The following is a 19068-nucleotide window of genomic DNA, read 5'->3' as shown; positions in this document are numbered from 1 at the left end:
TATATGGTGCCGGCACCAGGAATCGAACCCGGGACCTACTGATTACAAGTCAGTTGCTCTACCAGCTGAGCTATACCGGCAATGGGGCGTCATTATAACGATCGTTTGGCGTGTGTAAACCACTTCCTTGCGATTGTTTGAAAATGACCTAACTCACCGACCCAAAAGGGAAATTTTCTTACCAGCCGCGGTGGAGGGTGGTGACGTTTGGTTCGGTCTTGCCGGGGTTGAAGAACAGCTTGTCGTTGTCGCAACCGCGCTTGCGGCAGGTGTTGTCGGCGCGCAGGGGTAGGCCTCGGTCGCCGCCCAGCTGCATGCCGGGGTGGTTCCAGCCGAGGTTGCCGGGGGCGGGGTGCGAGGGGCCGCTGGCGCAGGCGGTAAGGGCCAGGGCGAAGGCGAGCAGGGCGAGGGGCTTGGCTTGGGTCACGAGAGTCAGGTCCGTTGTCGAATCTGGCGCAACGCCAGATGGCCGCAGGGCTGGCAGGCAGCGCGCGACGTCACTTTTTAATGATTTGGGGGGCGCATGATACACGGTTGTGGGGGCGGGGATTAGGGGTGGGATGTTGCGGGGAGTGTGCGGTGGGTCATGGAATTGGAAGTTGAGTGGGTTTTTGGGGGAGGCGGGGGTGTGTGGGGCTGTGGATATGGGGTTTGGGGTGGAGTTACTGGGGCCGCTTTGCGGCCCATCGCGGCGCGAGGCCGCTCCCACACCGGGATACGTTGGGCTGGAGTTTTGTGTTTGATTGATGGTACGGGATGAGTGGTTTGTAGTCTGAGGGCCTTGGTTTTGTAGGAAATGTCTGGACTCTTCTGCTGGAGGCTTCTGCAAATTTACGTATCGGACGTATCCTACGCGCTCTGCCGAAGTATCGCCGTTGTCTGGGAAATACCTCACGGATACCTTTGCCCCGTCGCTCTGGCGACCGGGTGTGAGAACCCGACTTCGAATAAGCGCTACCTGCAATGGTGGCCGTGCGCGGGCAGGCTTTGGTCTGGCCGGGGTTCCTTATTCACTCGGTTTCTCACCCTGCGTACGGCTGCCACCCTATCCGTGAGAAGGTCTGCGTGGCGGCTCCTGTTTTCGAATAAGGAACCAAGCCATGGACACGAGCAATTCGGACCCTATCACCACCGCAGGCGTAGAAACCTTCCTCCAGGCCGGCACCCCGCCCGTAAACCTCCTTCGCGTACAGCCCGGCATCCCGGTGGATGCTGCGTACGAGCACGTCTCCATCCTGATGGGTTACATCAAGCACCTGGTGCGTGAGGGGGACATGGAGGATGACCACAAGCTGCTCGGTGCGGCGGATTACCTCTGTGACATGGCCAACGCCTTGCTGAATGACATCGAAATCGCCAAAGGCAAACGCCACTAGCCAACCAGAACCTTGGCGGCATGGATGACAAGGGGCCAGGGTGCCAAGCGGATAGACAAACCGTTCTCAGGCACCCGCCCAATGCTTTCATCACTGCTCAAGGAAAACAGACTTCGGAATTTCAAAGCCACACGCGAGTACTGAAGCATTCACAGTTCCGGCATGGCAGCTCGATCCCCTACGCACCAAACGTCTCTGAAATCAACAAAAAATCGCCCCTGAAAAATTGCTTATGCACAAGCGGCATCGAATGCTTGTGCCAATGGCATAACCCCGCCCGCAATAAACCAAATTTGCGCAAATGCCTGTTTTTGCTGGTCTTGAACGTCATTTTGGAATAAGCCAATCCGTCCGAATGGCCCCGTACACCAACAGGTAACCCCAAGCTTGTTCACAGACTTATCCACAGGCTTTTCTGCGGCTATCTGTCGCGCTCGGCGAGGATCATCAGGTTGCGTGGGGTGAGGGCATAGTCGCAAAACACGCCCAAACGTACGTCATAGCCCTGTTCGGTCAGAAAAAGGGCACGATCCAGTGCCAGCCAGAGTTCGAGTGGGCGGCGGAAGAGGTTGCGCAGGCGTTCGAGGTTGCGTACCTGCGCCAGGCGATTCCATCCTGCCGATTCCAACGCCGCCCAATCGATATCACCATCCAGGTCCAGTTGCTTGAGCGCAGCCAGGTCACGGCAATACTGCTCGAAGGGCTTGGCCAACCAGGCCACCGGCAGCGATGGCGTGGGCAGGTACTGGTCGGTCTGGCGCTGCTGGCGTTGCAGCAGGTCGAAACCCAGGCGGCGGGCCATGGACGTGTCGCGCTGGCGGCGTACGCGGGCACCGGCGGTGACGGTTTCGCTCAAGGGCAGGCCAAGGTCATCCAGCGACAGGTGCAAGGCCGAGGCGCGGGCAGCTGTGGATAACGCTTGGTACTGGGCGGTGGCAATGCGGTTGTAACAGCATGGGGCCACGGCCAGTTGTGGGCAATGTTGCTGGCTGGCCAGGCGCAGCAGCTGGACATGCAGGTCGCCGCAGGCGTGCAGGGCGACCACGCTGGTGTCTGCATCCAGATGCTCGGCGCTCCCAGGGGCCATCACGTCCTGATGGATGTGTTGCACGGGCAAATGGTGATGGGCACTGAGCGCCTCCCCGGCAGCCACCAGCGCCGTGTCGTACTCCAGGCAGGTCAGGCGCTGGCCGGGGTGCAGCAAACGCCGGCCCAGGTGGCCTTTGCCCGAGCACCAGTCCAGCCAGTGGCGCGAGGGCGCGCGGAAGGCGAGGTGACTGGCGAAGGCTTCGATCTGCTGCCATTTGCGGCCGGGTACATTGACGTCAAGCCGGTGAGCGGCGGCGGGGAGCGCACAGGTGGGCAGGGCACCCAGCGCGCTGAGCGCCTGGGCGGCATCAGCCAACTGTGGATAAGGTGCGGGCAGTGCGTGTGGGTCGATGTCACCTTCGGCCTCGGCCAGGCTGCTTTGACGCAGATGCCGCGCAAGTTCCGGGTAGGTGCTTTCCCAATCCAGGTGCAGATGGGTGAACGGCCTGGGTTTCCACAGCGCCTGATGCTCGGTCAAAAACCGGTCAAGCGCCTGAAAGCGTTCGAGCAAAAGGTGGCTGTGGAGGGAGGTAGGCATTGGGAGCGCTGTCGATAAAGGGTGGTCAGGCCTTGCTGCCGGCTGAACCCGCTTTCACCCAGCCGGGTAAAACGGGCCAACCGGCTGCAGCCGGTAACGGATCAGCGCCCTTGGCAGGCGTCCACGCGCAACCAGCGCTCCAGCAGCTTGAAGCCCTGCACCAGCATGAACGAGATCAGCAAGTAGAACAGGCCAGCGGCAAAGAAGATCTCCACCGGCAAGTACGTGCGGGCAATGATGGTTCGCGCCATGCCGGTCAGTTCCAGCAGGGTGACCGTACTGGCCAGCGCGCTAGCCTTGAGCATCAGGATCACTTCGTTGCTGTAGGCCGGCAGGCCGATGCGGGCAGCCCGGGGCAGCATGATGTAGACCAGCGTCTTGGCCCGGGACATGCCCAGTGCCCGCGCAGCCTCGATCTCACCCTTGGGAATGGACTGCAAGGCGCCGCGCAGGATTTCGGCGATGTAGGCGGCGGTGTGCAGGGTCATGGTCAGCACGGTGCACCAGAACGGGTCGCGCAGGTACGGCCATAGCGCGCTGGCGCGCACGGCGTCGAACTGGGCCAGGCCGTAGTACACCAGAAACAGCTGCACCAACAGCGGGGTGCCGCGGAAGAAGAAGATGTAACTGAACGGCACGGCGCGCACGTACCAGTGCCGCGAAGAGCGGGCGATACCCAGCGGGATGGCCAGGATCAAGCCGGCCACCACCGCGATGGCCACCAGCTCCAGGGTCAGGGTGGCGCCCTGGGCCAGGCGCGGCAGCCACTTGATGATCACTTCCCAGTTCATTGTTCGGCCCTCGCGAAGCCGCGAGCGGCGCGTTGTTCCAGGAAATGCATGCCGGTCATGGCAATGACGGTCAGGCTGAGGTAGATGCAGGCCGCCACCATGTAGAAGGTGAACGGCTCCTTGGTCACGGTCACGCCAATCTGGGCATGGCGCATGATTTCTTCAAGGCCGATCACCGACACCAGCGCGGTGTCCTTCATCAGGATCATGAACAGGTTGCCCAGGCCGGGCAGGGCGATGCGCCACATCTGCGGCAGGATGATCCGCGACAGGATGCGGCCCTTGGACATGCCCAGCGCCAGCCCGGCTTCGCGGTGGCCTTTGGGGATGGCCAGGATGGCGCCCCGGAACACCTCGGTGGCGTAGGCGCCAAAACACAGGCCCAGGGCAATGACGCCTGCGGCAAAGGCGCTGAGCTCAAGGCCTGGCATGTGCAGGGCTTCGCCCAGGGCGTTCATCAGGCCCACGGTGCCAAAGTAGATCAGCAGCACCCACAGCAGTTCGGGAATACCCCGTACCAGGGTCGAGTAGAAACCGCCAAGCCACTGCAAGGGCTTGAGCGGGGAAGTCTTGGCCAGGGCGCCGAGCAGGCCCAGCACCAGCCCTAACAGCAAGGCGCACAGCGCCAGTTTTACGGTCATCAGGGTGCCGGCCATCATGGCCGGACCGAATCCGTGCAAGTCGATATTCATGGGCAGGTCATTCTAGGGAGAGGCGCGCCACCGGGGCGCGCCAATCGGGGCGGATCATTCGATGCTGAACGGGAAGTACTTGTCGTTGATCTTCTTGTACGTACCGTCGGCCTTGATTTCGGCCAGGGCCTTGTTCAGGTCGTCGCGCAGCTTGGTGTCACCCTTGCGCACGGCGATACCGATCTTGTCGCTGTCCATCACTGGCTCGCCCTTGAACTCGTAGTTCATGCCGTCCTTGCTCTTGAGCCACTCGTACTGCACGTACTTGTCAGCCAGGATACCGTCGATACGGCCGGAAACCAGGTCCAGGTAGGCGTTTTCCTGGGTGTCGTACAGCTTGATGTCCACATCGCTGTAGTTGTCTTCCAGGTAGGTGCCGGCCAGGGTGGCGCGCTGGGTGCCGATGACCTTGCCCTTGAGCGAGTCCTTGTCAGTCTTGAAGTCGACGTTCTTCGGTGCGATGAACTGCAGCTTGTTGGAGTAGTACGGGTCGGTGAAGTCCACCGCCTGCTTGCGCTCGTCGGTGATCGACAGCGACGAGACCAGGAAGTCGAACTTCTTGGCGTTCAGGGCCGGAATGATGCCGTCCCAGTCGGAGGTGACGACCGAGCACTCGACCTTCATCTTGGCGCACAAGGCATCACCAATGTCCTTGTCGAAACCGACGACATTACCGCTGGCGTCCTTGTTGTTGAACGGTGGGTAGGCGGCTTCGATACCCATGCGCAGTTTTTCCGCGGCCATGGCATTGGCCGACATGACCAGGGTGGCAGCGGCTGCCAGGAGAAACTTCTTGTAGGTGTGCATGTATTGCTCCGTTAGCGGTGGCTGGACATGAATTGCTTGCAACGCGCCGAGGTCGGGTTCTCGAAGACCTGCTGCGGCGATCCCTGCTCTTCGACCAGGCCCTGGTGCAGGAAGACCACTTCACTGGACACCTGGCGGGCAAAGTTCATCTCGTGCGTCACCAGCAGCATGGTACGGCCTTCTTCGGCCAATGCGCGGATAACGTTAAGCACTTCCTGGACCATTTCCGGATCGAGGGCCGAGGTGGGCTCGTCGAACAGGATGACCTTGGGCTTCATGGCCAGGGTACGGGCAATGGCGGCGCGCTGCTGCTGGCCACCGGACAGCTGGGCGGGGTAGCTGTGACGCTTGTCGTAGATCCCCACCTTGTTGAGCAGCGCCTCGGCTGCCTCGACGGCCTCGGCCTTGCTTTGGCCAAGTACGCGGCGTGGGGCCTCGATGATGTTGTCGAGGATCGACATGTGCGGCCACAGGTTGAAGTTCTGGAAGACGAAGCCGATTTCGCTGCGCAGTCGGTTGATCTGGCGGTTGTCGGCAGCCATCAGGTCGCCGTTCTTTGCGGCCTTGAGCTTGAGGGCTTCACCGGCCACGAGGATTTCGCCCTGGTGCGGGTTTTCCAGCAGGTTGATGCAGCGCAGCAGGGTGGACTTGCCGGAGCCGGACGACCCCAGAATGGAGATCACGTCACCGTCGCGTGCGGTCAGCGAAATGCCCTTGAGAATTTCCTGCTCGCCATAACGTTTGTGCAGGTTGCGGATTTCCAGCGCGGGCGTGGCCTGAGCCATGTGCGGTCCTCATGTGTTCGGGTGCGTTCCCAGCTGTTGGCGGCCTTCCTGGCGTGCGCCAAGCTAGCATAGCGGCATTATGACGGCCAACAGGGTCGCCGGGCACTCTGGGCATTGGTGGGGCAGTTTGTCGCATCGTTGCAGCGCAACGTCGCGCAGATGTCCACAAGGGAGGTTACCCGGCACCAGAGCCATGATGAAAAAAGGCGCGATGGTGCCAGTTTTGACGGTCTCAGGGAAGCGCTTTCGGACCATGTGCCCGTCAAACCTGACTGTCCGGGCAGCCTGTCGAGGCGGCCCGGTGCAGCCTTTTTTACCCCCGCCGCGGTCCAGGGTTGTACCGAAGGGTTGCGCCCTGTTTGCCTTGTGATGGTGCGCAGGTGTTACCGAGGGGCACCTTTGGTGCATTTGTAAGTGAGTATTTCGGTAATGAGCGCTTTTGATGGCTAATCGGCCATTTAATGGCCCTTTTTGCCGTGGCCCCCGCCGTTGTTGGCTTCGGGCGTGGTCTTGTCGAGTGCGAGTAGCACATGGCGCGGTTATTGCCAGTGTCCAATCAATGGTTGCCGCTGTGCATGCTCCAGACGCGAGCCGTGCTTGCGCAACCGATGTGATCTACTCCTTGCAAAGGTAGTTTTATGAGCGGCAACAATTCCAATGACCTCGCTCAGGGGCTTAAACAACGGCATGTGACCATGCTGTCCATTGCTGGCGTCATCGGCGCAGGCCTGTTCGTCGGTTCCGGACACGCCATTGCAGCGGCGGGCCCGGCGGTACTGCTGGCTTATGCCGCCGCCGGTACGCTGGTGGTGCTGGTCATGCGCATGCTTGGTGAAATGGCGGTGGCTTCGCCCGACACCGGTTCGTTCTCCACCTACGCCGACCGTGCCATCGGGCGCTGGGCCGGCTTCACCATCGGCTGGCTGTACTGGTGGTTCTGGGTGTTGGTGATTCCACTTGAGGCCAACGCCGCTGCAGCCATCCTGCATGCCTGGTTCCCGGCCGTTGACCTGTGGGCGTTCTCCCTGCTGATCACCTTGGCACTGACCGTGACCAACCTGTTCAGCGTGAAGAACTACGGTGAGTTCGAGTTCTGGTTCGCCCTGCTCAAGGTGCTGGCCATCATCGCGTTCATCGTGGTCGGTTGTGTGGCCATGTTCGGCCTGGTACCCAACAGCCAGGTCAGCGGTGCCAGCCACCTGTTCGATACCCAAGGCTTCATGCCAAACGGCCTCGGCGCCGTGCTGGCTGCCATGCTGACGACCATGTTCTCGTTCATGGGCACCGAGATCGTCACCATCGCCGCTGCCGAGTCCAAGGACCCGGGCAAGCAGATCAGCCGTGCCACCAACTCAGTGATCTGGCGTATCTGCCTGTTCTACCTGGTGTCGATCTTCCTGGTCGTGGCGCTGGTGCCATGGAATGACCCGGCGTTGGCCGAAGTCGGTTCCTACCAGACCGTGCTCAGCCGCATCGGTGTACCCAACGCCAAGCTGATCGTCGATATCGTGGTACTGATCGCCGTGACCAGCTGCCTGAACTCGGCGCTGTACACGTCCTCGCGCATGTTGTTCTCGCTGAGCAAGCGTGGCGATGCCCCGGCCATGGCCCAACGCACCACCAAGGCGGCTACCCCTTACGTGGCGGTGCTGCTGTCCACTGCGGCGGCGTTCCTGTGCGTCTTCGCCAACTTCCTTGCGCCAGCCCAGGTCTTCGAGTTCCTGCTGGCAAGCTCCGGCGCCATCGCGTTGCTGGTGTACCTGGTGATTGCCGTTTCGCAACTGCGCATGCGTGCCAAGCGCGAGGCCAGTGGTGAGCAGATCGCGTTCAAGATGTGGCTGTTCCCAGGGCTGACCTGGGCGACCATCGCCTTCATCGTGGCGGTACTGGGCGTAATGGCACTGCGTGAGGACCACCGCATCGAGATCATCGCGACGGCACTGCTGAGCATCGCCGTGGTGGCTGCGGGGCTGCTGGTGCACCGCAAGCGCGAAGCCGGTGGACGGGCAGCGGTGGCCAAGTAAGGCCGCCACTCCATTTGCCTGCGTGCAGGGCCGGCCATCGCGGCCGGTCCAGCGCCTCGGCAAGGCCGCTCACGCAGGTATTCGGTCGTCTTTAGGAGCGGGGCAAGTCGGCTGTTTCCAAGCCGTCAGCCCGGCCACCCTAATCAACCAAACTGCTTCTGCTGTTGCTGCTGCTTGGCTACCAGCTCGGACGCAGCCAGGTAAGCCTCCTGGAACTCATCGCTTTCCAGCCACGCCATGGTCGTGTCTTCGTCCGCGCCATCGAGCCATGCACGGTAGGCGTTGAATACCATCACGATATAGTCGGTCGCGTGTTCTTCCTTGTGGCCCTTGAGCACCAGGGCCAGCAGCGGGTCAACCAGGAACACCGAGATCATCGGCACCAGGCCGCCTTCCTGGGCTTCCTTCATCTTCTTGAACAACGGGTCGTAACTGGCCGACGCCATGGCCTTGTCGAACACCTGCTCGACGCTGGCGCTATCGCCTGCGCTGGCCTTCACGGCCTGGCCGCTGCGCACCATGCGGTTCTGCTTGGCCTTGGTGGCGGCGCGCTTGGCGCGTTTTTGTTGCTTGCTGGAGGTGGCCATGGGCAATCCTTGGGTGGGGCTTGAAAGTGCGCGTATTGAAGCGCAGTTGCCCGCGAAACCCAAGTGCCATGCACGCAGCGCCGGCTGTCAGCTGGCGATCGCGTCGTCCTCCTCGAACCCGCGCGATGCCCGCCCGACCAGCAGTGGGTCCGGCGCGTAGGCCACGCTCAAGTCCTTGTCCGGGTAGTCCAGCGAATGCAGGAAGTGGCGGATGCAGTTGATGCGCGCACGCTTCTTGTCATCGGACTTGATCACCGTCCACGGCGCGTCGGCGGTGTCGGTGTGGAAGAACATGGCTTCCTTGGCGGCGGTGTAGTCGTCCCACTTGTCCAGAGACTTGATGTCGATGGGCGACAGTTTCCAGTGCTTGAGGGGGTCGTCCCGGCGCGAGATGAAGCGGCGCAGTTGTTCCTCGCGGTTCACCGAAAACCAGTACTTGAACAGCAGTATGCCGCTGTTGCACAGCATCCGCTCAAGGTCCGGCGCCTGGCGCATGAACTCCAGGTATTGAAGGGGGGAGCAGAAATCCATCACCTTCTCGACGCCCGCGCGGTTGTACCAGGAGCGGTCGAAGAACACCATTTCCCCCGCCGTGGGCAGGTGCTGCACATAGCGCTGGAAATACCACTGGCCTTTCTCTTGTTCCGACGGCTTTTCCAGCGCAACGATGCGAGCGCCCCGGGGGTTCAGGTGCTCCATGAACCGCTTGATGGTCCCTCCCTTGCCTGCAGCGTCACGCCCTTCGAACAGAATCACCACCCGCTGGCCGGTTTCTTTCACCCAGCTTTGCACCTTGAGCAACTCGATCTGCAGGGCGTGCTTGGCCCTTTCGTACTCTTGTCGACGCAGGCGCTGCGGGTAAGGGTAGCCGGATGGCAAGCGCGCCGATGTGCTGTCTTCGCTGCTGCCCTTGGGAGCGCTGGCCACTTCAAGTGCGGTCGGTGCCTGGCTGATCGCGGTGATGGCCGGTTCGGGTTTGCGCGGGCGGGGGCGGCGAGTGCGGGGCTTGGCCGTGGGGGTAGCCTTCTTGGGGGGTGGGGAAGTCTGGAGAGGGGCGTCGTCGCTCATGGAGGTCCTTGCAAGGTGGTTCGAATGTTCACCTTGAATGCTAAGGACCACAGGGCGCTGGCTCTTTGATGTTGATCAACCCGGCCGGGATGAGTGCTGCTGACCGAAGGCTACCCACGACGAAGGGCGACCCACCAGCACTTTTCGACAGGCAACAAAAAACCCGCACTGGGCGGGTTTCTTGTGTCGCTTCGGGTGACTTTGCAACCACCAGAAGCTGAAGGTGGTGCCCAGAGACGGAGTCGAACCGCCGACACGAGGATTTTCAATCCTCTGCTCTACCGACTGAGCTATCTGGGCGACGAGGTGAATTAAATAGACTTTCAGACCGCTCGTCAACGACTTTTTGAAAAAAATATTAAATTAATTCCGTCGCTTACGTGCCCCCGGGTCATTGCGAGGGCGGTACGTAGCCTTCTGCCTGAGCGTATTCTTCGCCAGCGAAAAACTTGTCCATCTCGGCCTGGAGGAATTTGCGGTCCTCGCCATTCATCATGTTCAGGCGCTTTTCGTTGATCAGCATGGTCTGGTGCTTCTGCCAGTCGGCCCAGGCCTTCTGCGAGATGTGGTCGAAGATGTCCTGGCCCTTGGCCCCTGGATAGGGTGGGCGGTCCAGGCCGGGCAGTTCTTCGTTGTACTTGCGGCACATCACGGTGCGGGTCATCAGGCATCTCCTGCAATCAGTTCGTCGGCTGCGCGTTTGAGCAGCTTCTTCACCGGGGCGGCCAGGCCCAGGCGCGGTGGGGTGGCCAGGTTATACCAGAGCCAGTCGGCCTCGACCATGTGCTCGCCAACCGGGTCGACGTGCACCAGCCAAGGCTCGATGGCCAGCTGGAAGTGGCTGAAGGTGTGGGTCAGGTTGTCCAGGGCGCGGCTGCGGCCCAGGCGCAGGCCGTGCTGGTCGGCCAAGTCGTCGAGCTGGGCGATGTCGTCGAGCTCCGGCAAGCTCCACAGCCCGCCCCACAGGCCACTGGACGGGCGACGGTACAGCAGGATGGCGCCGTCGTCGTTGGCCAGCAGCGGCATCAGCGTGCGCCGCTGGGGCAGCGCCTTGCGCGGCTTGGGCTCGGGGTAGCGGGTTTCTTCGCCGTGCAAGTGCGCCTCGCAGCCGCGCCGGACCGGGCAGAGCAGGCAGGTGGGCTTGCTGCGGGTGCAGAGCGTCGCGCCCAGGTCCATCATCGCCTGGGTGTAGTGGTTGGCACGAACCATGGGCGTGAAACGCTCGGCAGTGGCCCACAGCTGGTTGGCTACCTTCGGCTCACCCGGGTAACCGGCCTGGGCGGTGAAGCGCGCCAGGACTCGTTTGACGTTACCGTCCAGGATCGGCGCACGGATGCCCATGCTGATGCTGGCGATGGCCCCGGCTGTGGAGCGGCCGATGCCGGGCAGCTCGGTGAGCTGCTCGACGCTGCGCGGAAACACCCCGCCATGCTGCTCGACCACGATGCGTGCAGCCTTCTGCAGGTTGCGGGCGCGGGTGTAGTAGCCCAGGCCCGTCCACAAGTGCAGCACCTCGTCCTCGGGCGCCTCGGCCAGCGCTTGCACGGTCGGCAGCGCATGCATGAAGCGGTCGAAATAGTTCAGCACGGTGCTGACCTGGGTCTGTTGCAGCATGATTTCAGACACCCACACCCGGTACGGGTTGATGCCCTGTTGCCAGGGCAGATCGTGCCGGCCGTGCGTGTCGTACCACTCCAGCACAGCGCTGGAAAACTGCTCGGGTGTCATCGCTTGAACAGCCCCTTGAGCGCGTCTTTGAGTTCCGGGCTCACTTTGTCTCCGAGTTTTTCATCGAGTTTTTCGTCGATCTTGTCTTTGAGGCGGTTGCCTGCGAGTTTGGCGGCGACCTTGCCCATGCCGTCCTTGTCCAGACGGCAGGCCTTGGCGCCCAGCTCCAGCGGGCCACGGCAGCGCAGCGGCACTTCCACGCCCACGTAGCGCTCGTTGACCTGGCAGGCCGGGTCGGGCATGGCCCGCTGATCGCCCTCGACGATAACACCCACGTTGTAGTCCATGCCCAGTACCCGCAGGTCCACGTCACCATGGCCGTTGACGGTCAGGCCTGGAATTCGCACCTTGAGGTCAGGGTTGCTGGCCACGCCATTGCGAATCACCACGCTGCCACGCAGCGCCTGGAACGGGGTGTCCTTGCCGCGCGGCTCGCCGCTGAGCGACTTGCGGTTGAGCGTGGCAATGGCCTGGCACAGCTGTTGTTCGAGGTTGGCGTTGACCAGCACACCGTCATTGATGGTGAAGTTGGCCGTGCCGTTGAGCGTGTCCACCAGCGCTTTCTGGCTGTTGCCGGTGGCGGTCAGGTCGCTGGACAGGGTCAGCAAACCCTTGACCGGCGGCGTCTTGTCCTTGTCGTCGGTCTTGATGAAATGCTCGACGGGTACTCGCTGGATGCGGGTGTTGACCCCCAGCTGTGGCACGGCGGGGCGCACGTCGACCGTACCCTTGGCCTCGAACGTGCCGTTGTACAGGTCACCGCGCAAGGTTTGCAGGGTCAGTAGCCCACCCTGGCCATTGGCCGTCAGGCGGGCGTTGCCGATGGGCAGCTTGTCCAGCGTCAGCGAACCGAAGCTCAGGTCTGCCTGCAGGTCGAGGGCGCGCAGACGGTCCACCGGCAGCAGTTTGTCAGTGCTCCAGGCGCCCTGGGTGGGGGCGTCGGGCAGGGGTGTGCTGCCTGCACCGGCCACGGCACTGGCTTCTTGCTGCTGTACCTGGGCCTTGCGCGCAGCAGTGGCGCCCTTGGCCTCTTCGCTCTTGGCCGGCAGGTACCGGTCTGCATCGAAGCTGTCGCCCTTCAGTTGCAGGCGCAGGGCTTGCTTGGCGAAATCTTCAACCGCCACGCGTCCGGTGAAGGTGCTGCTGTCCAGTTTCACCGACAGGTCTTCCAGGGCGATGCTGGCAGGCGTGCCTTGCAGGCGCGTGACCAGCTCGAGCTTGCCGAATGCAGCCGGGTCCTGAGTGGCGGGCAGCGGGTGGCCGATACCGTCCAGGAAGGTACGCAGGTCGAACTGGGCAATGGACAGGCCGCCACTTAGCTGCGGCGTCTTGTCCAGCTCGCGCAGGTTGAGTTCGCCCAGGGCGCGCAGCTGGTTGGCCGACAGTTTCAGGCCGTTCCATGACGCCACGTTGGCGGCCTGGTCGAGCAGCAACTGGCCCTGGGCGGCGAAGGTTACGGTCTTGCCGCCAGTGGGCTCTCCAGAGGTTTCGCCCGACAGGCGCATGTCTTCGAAGCTGTAGCGCTTGAGCGCACGATCCAGACGCAGCTCGCCGGCCACTTCGGTGCGCGCCTTGATGTTGGGCTGGCTGGCGCTGATGAATGCGCTGGCCTTGAGTGGAATAGTGGCGCCTTCGTGTACCGCGCCGGTGCTGAGTTGAATGCTTTCGGCGTTGTAGCTGACGCCGCTGCGTGCGTCGGTGTACTGCACGCGTGCGTTGTTCACGGTCAGGCTGTCGATATCGAGCTTGACCGGTCGGTCTGCGTTGGCAGTGCCGGAGCGCTGATCGGTGGTTTCGGGGCCTTGCGCATTGCCTGGTGCAGGGGTTTCGCCCTCGGCCGACGCAGGCAAAGGCTTGCCGATGTCCTCCCAGTTGCCATGCCCTTGTTCGTCACGGGTCAGGATCAGGTTCAGCCCTTCGACGCGCACATCACTCATCTGCACCTCGCGGCGCAGCAGCGGCAGCACCCGCACCGACAGGCCCAGCATCTGCAAGTCGGCAAACGGCGCCTTGGGCGCATTCAAGGTGGCGATGCTGGCGTCATGCAGCTCAAGCCCCAGCCATGGGAACAGGCTCCAGCCAATGTCGCCGTTGAGAGTCAGCTCCACGTGAGCCTTGTCGCGCGCCAGCTGGCGAATCTCGTCTTTGTAGTCGTTGGGATCGAACAGGTGGGTCAGGGCAAAGCCCAGCGCCACGATGATCAGCAACAACCCGAGAAGCCCTAGGCCCAGGATTTTGCCGAACGCTTTCATGGGCGAGTCCTTAACTATCGGAATGTGAATTCAAGCGCGAGAGTATAGCGCCGCAGCGGCCGTCCCTGCTGATTCGGCTGGATATACCGGCCATTTCCCACGTGCTCAGTAGATGCTACGGCTTTCGACAGCGGTGATCTTGGCAGTTCAGAAAGATCGGCTACAGCGCGTTACCGTTTCAGCCGAACTAAAATAGGCGATATCAGATTGCTTTCATGTGATCGGATACTGCTACCCTTGCGCCGCTTTGCCTGCCTCCACAACTTATAAAAAAGGATCATCCCCATGAGCCGCACCATGACGGCGGATGCCTTGGCCAGTGCGCCAGGCTTCCTCTCCAAGGAACGCATCATCGCCCGGCCGGGCTTCAACCGCTGGCTGGTGCCTCCGGCTGCTTTGGCCATCCACCTGTGCATCGGCATGGCCTATGGCTTTTCGGTGTTCTGGCTGCCGTTGTCTCAAGCTTTGGGCATTACGGCGCCAGTGGCATGCGCGCCAGACATGAGCTTCGTCGCCCGATTGTTCAGCGCCGAGTGCGACTGGCCCATTTCGATGCTCAGCTGGATCTATACCCTGTTCTTCGTCTTCCTCGGCTGTTCGGCCGCCGTGCTGGGCGGCTGGCTGGAACACGCCGGCCCGCGCAAGGCCGGGCTGGTCTCGGCGCTGTGCTGGTGTGGCGGCATGCTGATCTCCGCCATCGGGGTGAAAACCCATCAGCTGTGGCTGATGTGGTTAGGTTCCGGCGTGATTGGCGGTATTGGCTTGGGCCTGGGGTACATTTCGCCCGTGTCCACCCTGATCAAGTGGTTCCCGGACAAGCGCGGCATGGCCACCGGCATGGCCATCATGGGCTTCGGCGGCGGTGCAATGGTGGGTGCACCGTTGGCCACGGCGCTGATGGGTCATTTTGGCAGCGCGCAAGAGGTGGGCGTGTGGCAGAGCTTCGTGGTCATGGCCGCGATCTACTTCGTGTTCATGACGGCCGGCGCCTTGGCCTATCGCATTCCGCCCACCGGCTGGAAGCCTGAAGGCTGGACCGCGCCGGCCAAGAAGGCGGGCAACGGCATGGTCACCGATCGCCATGTGCACGTCAGCGTAGCCTGGAAAACCCCACAGTTCGTCCTGGTCTGGCTGGTGCTGTGCCTGAACGTGTCGGCCGGTATCGGCATTCTCGGCATGGCCTCGCCGCTGTTGCAGGAAGTGTTCGCTGGCAAGTTGCTGGGCAATGAACTCACCTTCAGCCAGCTCAATGCCGCGCAATTGGCGCAGATTGCCGCCATCGCGGCGGGCTTTACCGGCTTGTTGAGCCTGTTCAACATCGGCGGGCGGTTCTTCTGGGCGTCGTTCTCCGACTACATCGGGCGCAAGAATACCTACTTCGCCTTCTTCGCCTTGGGCGTTGGCCTGTACAGCCTGATCCCGAACATGGGTCACCTGGGCAACGTGGCGCTGTTCGTGGCGGCGTTCTGCATCATCCTGTCGATGTATGGCGGTGGCTTCTCCACGGTACCCGCCTACCTGGCCGACCTGTTCGGCACACAGATGGTTGGCGCCATCCACGGGCGTCTGTTGACAGCCTGGGCGGCCGCCGGGGTGCTGGGGCCTGTGTTGATCACCTACCTGCGCGAATCTCAATTGGCGGCTGGCGTTGAACGTGCGGCAGCGTACGACATGACCCTGTACATCCTCGCCGGCCTGTTGGTGCTGGGCTTCATCTGCAACGTGCTGATCCGCCCGGTGGCCGACAAGTACTTCATGTCCGATGCGCAACTGGCCGCCGAACGTGCGTTGAGCCACGACAAGGGCGCTGACGGCGCGCGGTCCCTCGAGTGGAAGGCTGCGCCTGGCAGCCTGCCGCTGGTGCTGTTGGCCTGGGCCGTGGTGGTGGTGCCGTTGGCCTGGGGCGTCTGGGTGACCCTGCAGAAGACCGCCGTATTGTTCCACTGATCCGGGCTGGTCGAAGCCTTGCCACGGGGCCGTCGCGCCTGGCTCCGTGGCGTCGATGCTACCAGCACGTGCGACAGGGCCGCGTTGAGTGGCGGCCCTTCGGATACCCCACAAGCGATCCCCTGCTCCTGGTTGTATAGACCTGTAGTGGTATTCGAGCCCGTCATTGCTGGGCTTGCCATCTATCTTGCGCGTTCCAAGCAGCGGCCATCTGCGCCTATAATGCAGCCCTTTCGCCTAATGATTTTGCGGAGCTGGTGATGGTCGAACGTAAGGCTTCCGTCGAGCGCAATACCCTGGAAACCCAGGTCAAGTGCTCGATCAACCTCGATGGCAGTGGCAAGGCCCGATTCGATATCGGCGTGCCGTTCCTTGAACACATGCTGGACCAGATCGCTCGCCATGGGCTGATCGATCTGGATATCGAGTGCAAGGGTGACCTGCATATCGACGATCACCATACCGTCGAGGACGTCGGTATCACCCTGGGCATGGCGTTTGCCCAGGCCATCGGCGACAAGAAAGGCATCTTCCGTTATGGCCACGCCTACGTGCCGCTGGACGAAGCGCTGTCACGCGTGGTCATCGACTTCTCCGGCCGCCCTGGCTTGCAGATGCATGTGCCTTACACCCGTGCCAGCGTAGGCGGCTTCGACGTCGACCTGTTCCAGGAATTCTTCCAGGGCTTCGTCAACCACGCCCTGGTCACCCTGCACATCGACAACCTGCGTGGGCACAACACCCACCACCAGATCGAGACCGTGTTCAAGGCCTTCGGCCGCGCACTGCGCATGGCTGTTACCCTCGACGAGCGCATGGCCGGGCAGATGCCGTCCACCAAAGGGTGCCTGTAAATGCAGACGGTAGCGGTAATCGACTATGGCATGGGCAACCTGCACTCGGTAGCCAAGGCGCTCGAGCACGTCGGCGCCGGCAAGGTACTGGTCACCAGCGATGCAGCGGTGATCCGCGAAGCGGACCGGGTGGTGTTCCCAGGCGTTGGCGCCATTCGCGACTGCATGGCCGAAATTCGCCGCCTGGGCTTTGACAGCCTGGTGCGTGAAGTGAGCCAGGATCGCCCGTTTCTGGGCATCTGCGTGGGCATGCAGGCACTGCTTGAGCACAGCGAAGAAAACGACGGCGTCGACTGCATCGGCCTGTTCCCGGGCCAGGTGCGCTTCTTCGGCAAAGGCCTGCAAGAAGAGGGCGAGCACCTGAAGGTGCCGCACATGGGCTGGAACGAAGTCAGCCAGAGCGTCGACCACCCCCTGTGGCACGACATCAGCGACCGGGCGCGTTTCTATTTCGTGCACAGCTACTACATTGCCGCCGGCAAACCCACCCAGGTGGTCGGGCGCGGTCACTACGGCGTCGACTTCGCCGCGGCGCTGGCTGATGGTTCGCGCTTCGCGGTCCAGTTCCACCCGGAGAAGAGCCATACCCATGGCCTGCAGCTGCTGCAGAACTTCGTGGCCTGGGACGGGCGCTGGTAAATGAGCCGTTCGAAGACCAAGGCGCCGATCCTCACGTTGGCCCCCGAGCAGGAGCGTGAAGCGCTCGATACGCTCAAGCGCTTTCTCGAAGACCGTTTCGAGCTGGAGCTGGGGTCGTTCGAAGTCGCCGAGGTACTCGAACTGTTCACCCATCACATTGCACCCCATTACTACAACAGGGCGATCGCCGATGTTCAGCTGCACCTCAAGGAGCGGTTCGAGAGCATCGAAAGCGATCTGTGGGCGCTCGAGAAGCCCTGAAACCCCAAGAACGGACAGGTTCCCAAGATGCTGATTATCCCCGCTATCGATCTGAAGGACGGTGCCTGCGTGCGTCTGCGCCAGGGCCGTATGGAAGATTCCACGGTATTTTCCGATGACCCGGTGAGCATGGCCGCCAAGTGGGTCGAGGGCGGCTGCCGTCGCCTGCACCTGGTCGACCTCAACGGTGCCTTCGAAGGCCAGCCGGTCAACGGTGAAGTGGTCACCGCCATCGCCAAGCGCTACCCGACCCTGCCGATCCAGATCGGTGGCGGCATTCGCTCGCTGGAAACCATCGAGCACTACGTCAAGGCTGGCGTCAGCTACGTGATCATCGGCACCAAGGCGGTGAAGCAGCCTGAATTCGTGGCCGAGGCCTGCAAGGCCTTCCCCGGCAAGGTCATCGTCGGCCTGGACGCCAAGGACGGTTTCGTCGCCACCGACGGCTGGGCTGAGGTGAGCACGGTGCAGGTCATTGACCTGGCCAAGCGCTTCGAGGCCGATGGCGTCTCGGCGATCGTCTACACCGACATCGCCAAGGACGGCATGATGCAGGGCTGCAACGTGCCCTTCACCAAGGCCCTGGCAGAAGCCACGTCGATACCGGTAATCGCCTCGGGCGGCATTCACAACCTGGGCGACATCAAGGCACTGCTACAGGCCAATGCGCCTGGCATCATTGGCGCCATCACCGGCCGTGCCATCTATGAGGGCACCCTCGACGTCGCCGAGGCCCAGGCCTTCTGTGACACCTACCCGAGCATTGGCCAGCGCTAAGCATCTGCGGCAAGGGGCCCGTTCGGTGCGTATCCCTTGCCGCCCCAAGCTTGCAGTTGCTTCCCAGGAGCCCTCTCATGGCTTTAGCTAAACGCATCATCCCTTGCCTGGACGTGGACAACGGCCGTGTGGTCAAGGGCGTCAAGTTCGAGAACATCCGCGATGCCGGTGACCCGGTTGAAATCGCCCGGCGCTACAACGAGCAGGGTGCGGACGAAATCACGTTCCTCGATATCACGGCCAGCGTTGACGGCCGCGACACCACGCTGCACACCGTCGAGCGCATGGCCAGCCAGGTCTTCATCCCGCTGACCGTCGGTGGTGGCGTGCGTACCGTGCAGGACATCCGCAACCTGCTCAATGCCGGTGCCGACAAGGTGTCGATCAATACTGCCGCCGTGTTCAACCCGGAATTCGTGGGCGAGGCCGCCGATCGTTTCGGCTCGCAGTGCATTGTCGTGGCCATCGATGCCAAGCAGGTATCCGGCCCTGGCGAAACGCCGCGCTGGGAAATCTTCACCCACGGCGGACGCAAGCCGACCGGTTTGGACGCGGTAGAGTGGGCCAAGAAGATGGAAGGCCTGGGCGCGGGCGAGATCCTGCTGACCAGCATGGACCAGGATGGCATGAAGAACGGGTTCGACCTGGGCGTGACCCGTGCCATCAGCGATGCGTTGAGCATCCCGGTGATCGCCTCGGGCGGGGTGGGTAACCTTCAACACCTGGCCGATGGCATCTTGCAAGGGCATGCCAGTGCCGTGTTGGCTGCCAGCATCTTCCATTTTGGGGAGTACACGGTGCCTGAGGCCAAGGCCTATATGGCAGCGCGCGGAATCGTCGTTCGCTGACCCGA

Annotated in this window: 19 protein-coding genes and 2 tRNA genes; 8 read left to right on the top strand and 13 right to left on the bottom strand. The window is 62.4% G+C overall.

The window, feature by feature from the left end; translation table 11 throughout:
• Positions 1 to 4 precede the first annotated feature (4 nt).
• Together FH041_RS16110 and FH041_RS16105 are read right to left on the bottom strand one after the other, a co-directional pair.
• Positions 5 to 80, bottom strand: a tRNA-Thr gene (locus tag FH041_RS16110).
• Between the two features lie 98 nt (positions 81 to 178).
• Positions 179 to 427: a hypothetical protein gene (locus FH041_RS16105; RefSeq protein ID WP_023535804.1), complete on the bottom strand. Its 249-nt coding sequence runs from the start codon at positions 425 to 427 to the stop codon at positions 179 to 181.
• 673 nt (positions 428 to 1100) lie between these two features.
• On the opposite strand from FH041_RS16105, the gene FH041_RS16100 reads away from it, so the two are divergent.
• The gene (locus FH041_RS16100; protein ID WP_027914094.1) at positions 1101 to 1376 is read left to right on the top strand and encodes a DUF3077 domain-containing protein; all 276 of its coding nucleotides are present in this window, start codon (positions 1101 to 1103) and stop codon (positions 1374 to 1376) included.
• Positions 1377 to 1797: 421 nt separating this feature from the next.
• Here FH041_RS16100 and FH041_RS16095 read toward each other — a convergent pair whose 3' ends face one another.
• From FH041_RS16095 to FH041_RS16075, 5 genes are all read right to left on the bottom strand, one after another.
• Positions 1798 to 3003: a methyltransferase gene (locus FH041_RS16095; RefSeq protein ID WP_140174850.1), complete on the bottom strand. Its 1206-nt coding sequence runs from the start codon at positions 3001 to 3003 to the stop codon at positions 1798 to 1800.
• A 101-nt stretch (positions 3004 to 3104) separates the two neighbouring features.
• Complete coding sequence (locus tag FH041_RS16090; protein WP_023535781.1) at positions 3105 to 3794, bottom strand: ABC transporter permease; 690 nt, start codon at positions 3792 to 3794, stop codon at positions 3105 to 3107.
• Positions 3791 to 4486 carry an ABC transporter permease gene (locus FH041_RS16085; protein ID WP_023535794.1) on the bottom strand — a complete coding sequence of 232 codons (696 nt, stop codon included), beginning with the start codon at positions 4484 to 4486 and terminating at the stop codon, positions 3791 to 3793. The genes FH041_RS16090 and FH041_RS16085 overlap by 4 nt, the downstream gene beginning before the upstream one ends.
• 54 nt (positions 4487 to 4540) lie before the next feature.
• A complete protein-coding gene (locus FH041_RS16080; RefSeq protein WP_128611008.1) occupies positions 4541 to 5293 on the bottom strand; it encodes an ABC transporter substrate-binding protein in 753 nt (250 codons plus the stop codon).
• 11 nt (positions 5294 to 5304) lie between these two features.
• Positions 5305 to 6078 (bottom strand): ABC transporter ATP-binding protein, encoded by a 774-nt coding sequence (locus FH041_RS16075; RefSeq protein ID WP_023535748.1) that lies wholly within the window; start codon positions 6076 to 6078, stop codon positions 5305 to 5307.
• A gap of 638 nt (positions 6079 to 6716) precedes the next feature.
• On the opposite strand from FH041_RS16075, the gene gabP reads away from it, so the two are divergent.
• On the top strand, positions 6717 to 8102 hold the full coding sequence (gene gabP, locus FH041_RS16070; RefSeq protein ID WP_023535725.1) for a GABA permease: 1386 nt from the start codon (positions 6717 to 6719) through the stop codon (positions 8100 to 8102).
• A gap of 143 nt (positions 8103 to 8245) precedes the next feature.
• On the opposite strand, the gene FH041_RS16065 is transcribed toward gabP, so the two are convergent.
• From FH041_RS16065 to FH041_RS16040, 6 genes are all read right to left on the bottom strand, one after another.
• Positions 8246 to 8689, bottom strand: a complete 444-nt coding sequence (locus FH041_RS16065; protein WP_027914092.1) for a hypothetical protein — start codon at positions 8687 to 8689, stop codon at positions 8246 to 8248.
• A gap of 87 nt (positions 8690 to 8776) precedes the next feature.
• Positions 8777 to 9757 carry a polyphosphate kinase 2 gene (gene ppk2 / locus FH041_RS16060; protein ID WP_028687282.1) on the bottom strand — a complete coding sequence of 327 codons (981 nt, stop codon included), beginning with the start codon at positions 9755 to 9757 and terminating at the stop codon, positions 8777 to 8779.
• A 224-nt stretch (positions 9758 to 9981) separates the two neighbouring features.
• Positions 9982 to 10057 (bottom strand) — tRNA-Phe (locus FH041_RS16055).
• A 91-nt stretch (positions 10058 to 10148) separates the two neighbouring features.
• Positions 10149 to 10421, bottom strand: a complete 273-nt coding sequence (locus FH041_RS16050) for an oxidative damage protection protein (RefSeq protein ID WP_027914090.1) — start codon at positions 10419 to 10421, stop codon at positions 10149 to 10151.
• Positions 10421 to 11485: an A/G-specific adenine glycosylase gene (gene mutY, locus FH041_RS16045; protein ID WP_027914089.1), complete on the bottom strand. Its 1065-nt coding sequence runs from the start codon at positions 11483 to 11485 to the stop codon at positions 10421 to 10423. The genes FH041_RS16050 and mutY overlap by 1 nt, the downstream gene beginning before the upstream one ends.
• The gene (locus FH041_RS16040) at positions 11482 to 13737 is read right to left on the bottom strand and encodes an AsmA family protein (RefSeq protein WP_049696744.1); all 2256 of its coding nucleotides are present in this window, start codon (positions 13735 to 13737) and stop codon (positions 11482 to 11484) included. Before FH041_RS16040 ends, mutY begins: the two co-directional genes overlap by 4 nt.
• Positions 13738 to 14022: 285 nt before the next feature.
• Here FH041_RS16040 and FH041_RS16035 point away from each other — a divergent pair, with 285 nt between their 5' ends.
• The 6 genes from FH041_RS16035 to hisF all read left to right on the top strand — a co-directional run bounded on the left by FH041_RS16035 (position 14023) and on the right by hisF (position 19063).
• Positions 14023 to 15684, top strand: coding sequence for an OFA family MFS transporter (locus FH041_RS16035; protein ID WP_049696743.1), 1662 nt, complete (start codon positions 14023 to 14025; stop codon positions 15682 to 15684).
• 260 nt (positions 15685 to 15944) lie between these two features.
• On the top strand, positions 15945 to 16538 hold the full coding sequence (hisB, locus tag FH041_RS16030; protein WP_023532883.1) for an imidazoleglycerol-phosphate dehydratase HisB: 594 nt from the start codon (positions 15945 to 15947) through the stop codon (positions 16536 to 16538).
• Positions 16539 to 17177, top strand: a complete 639-nt coding sequence (hisH, locus tag FH041_RS16025; protein ID WP_028687279.1) for an imidazole glycerol phosphate synthase subunit HisH — start codon at positions 16539 to 16541, stop codon at positions 17175 to 17177.
• Positions 17178 to 17438 (top strand): DUF2164 domain-containing protein, encoded by a 261-nt coding sequence (locus FH041_RS16020; protein ID WP_027914086.1) that lies wholly within the window; start codon positions 17178 to 17180, stop codon positions 17436 to 17438. It begins immediately after the preceding gene.
• 27 nt (positions 17439 to 17465) lie between these two features.
• Positions 17466 to 18215, top strand: a complete 750-nt coding sequence (gene hisA, locus FH041_RS16015; protein ID WP_023533011.1) for a 1-(5-phosphoribosyl)-5-[(5-phosphoribosylamino)methylideneamino]imidazole-4-carboxamide isomerase — start codon at positions 17466 to 17468, stop codon at positions 18213 to 18215.
• 77 nt (positions 18216 to 18292) lie between these two features.
• Positions 18293 to 19063, top strand: coding sequence for an imidazole glycerol phosphate synthase subunit HisF (hisF, locus tag FH041_RS16010; protein WP_027914085.1), 771 nt, complete (start codon positions 18293 to 18295; stop codon positions 19061 to 19063).
• Positions 19064 to 19068 lie beyond the last annotated feature (5 nt).

Source organism: Pseudomonas sp. SWI7, assembly GCF_006351945.1.
Lineage (GTDB): Bacteria > Pseudomonadota > Gammaproteobacteria > Pseudomonadales > Pseudomonadaceae > Aquipseudomonas > Aquipseudomonas fulva.
Note: the sequence above shows the minus strand (reverse complement) of the source record. Positions and strands in the feature narration are given on the sequence as shown.

What these genes read in the sequence shown, in the direction of transcription:
- FH041_RS16075 (WP_023535748.1), bottom strand. Translation starts at nt 6,078, where the DNA reads ATGGCTCAGGCCACGCCCGCGCTGGAAATCCGCAACCTGCACAAACGT.
- FH041_RS16095 (WP_140174850.1), bottom strand. Translation starts at nt 3,003, where the DNA reads ATGCCTACCTCCCTCCACAGCCACCTTTTGCTCGAACGCTTTCAGGCG.
- FH041_RS16085 (WP_023535794.1), bottom strand. Translation starts at nt 4,486, where the DNA reads ATGAATATCGACTTGCACGGATTCGGTCCGGCCATGATGGCCGGCACC.
- FH041_RS16080 (WP_128611008.1), bottom strand. Translation starts at nt 5,293, where the DNA reads ATGCACACCTACAAGAAGTTTCTCCTGGCAGCCGCTGCCACCCTGGTC.
- gabP (WP_023535725.1), top strand. Translation starts at nt 6,717, where the DNA reads ATGAGCGGCAACAATTCCAATGACCTCGCTCAGGGGCTTAAACAACGG.
- FH041_RS16090 (WP_023535781.1), bottom strand. Translation starts at nt 3,794, where the DNA reads ATGAACTGGGAAGTGATCATCAAGTGGCTGCCGCGCCTGGCCCAGGGC.
- ppk2 (WP_028687282.1), bottom strand. Translation starts at nt 9,757, where the DNA reads ATGAGCGACGACGCCCCTCTCCAGACTTCCCCACCCCCCAAGAAGGCT.
- hisA (WP_023533011.1), top strand. Translation starts at nt 17,466, where the DNA reads ATGCTGATTATCCCCGCTATCGATCTGAAGGACGGTGCCTGCGTGCGT.
- mutY (WP_027914089.1), bottom strand. Translation starts at nt 11,485, where the DNA reads ATGACACCCGAGCAGTTTTCCAGCGCTGTGCTGGAGTGGTACGACACG.
- FH041_RS16020 (WP_027914086.1), top strand. Translation starts at nt 17,178, where the DNA reads ATGAGCCGTTCGAAGACCAAGGCGCCGATCCTCACGTTGGCCCCCGAG.
- FH041_RS16035 (WP_049696743.1), top strand. Translation starts at nt 14,023, where the DNA reads ATGAGCCGCACCATGACGGCGGATGCCTTGGCCAGTGCGCCAGGCTTC.
- hisF (WP_027914085.1), top strand. Translation starts at nt 18,293, where the DNA reads ATGGCTTTAGCTAAACGCATCATCCCTTGCCTGGACGTGGACAACGGC.
- FH041_RS16050 (WP_027914090.1), bottom strand. Translation starts at nt 10,421, where the DNA reads ATGACCCGCACCGTGATGTGCCGCAAGTACAACGAAGAACTGCCCGGC.
- hisB (WP_023532883.1), top strand. Translation starts at nt 15,945, where the DNA reads ATGGTCGAACGTAAGGCTTCCGTCGAGCGCAATACCCTGGAAACCCAG.
- FH041_RS16040 (WP_049696744.1), bottom strand. Translation starts at nt 13,737, where the DNA reads ATGAAAGCGTTCGGCAAAATCCTGGGCCTAGGGCTTCTCGGGTTGTTG.
- FH041_RS16065 (WP_027914092.1), bottom strand. Translation starts at nt 8,689, where the DNA reads ATGGCCACCTCCAGCAAGCAACAAAAACGCGCCAAGCGCGCCGCCACC.
- FH041_RS16100 (WP_027914094.1), top strand. Translation starts at nt 1,101, where the DNA reads ATGGACACGAGCAATTCGGACCCTATCACCACCGCAGGCGTAGAAACC.
- hisH (WP_028687279.1), top strand. Translation starts at nt 16,539, where the DNA reads ATGCAGACGGTAGCGGTAATCGACTATGGCATGGGCAACCTGCACTCG.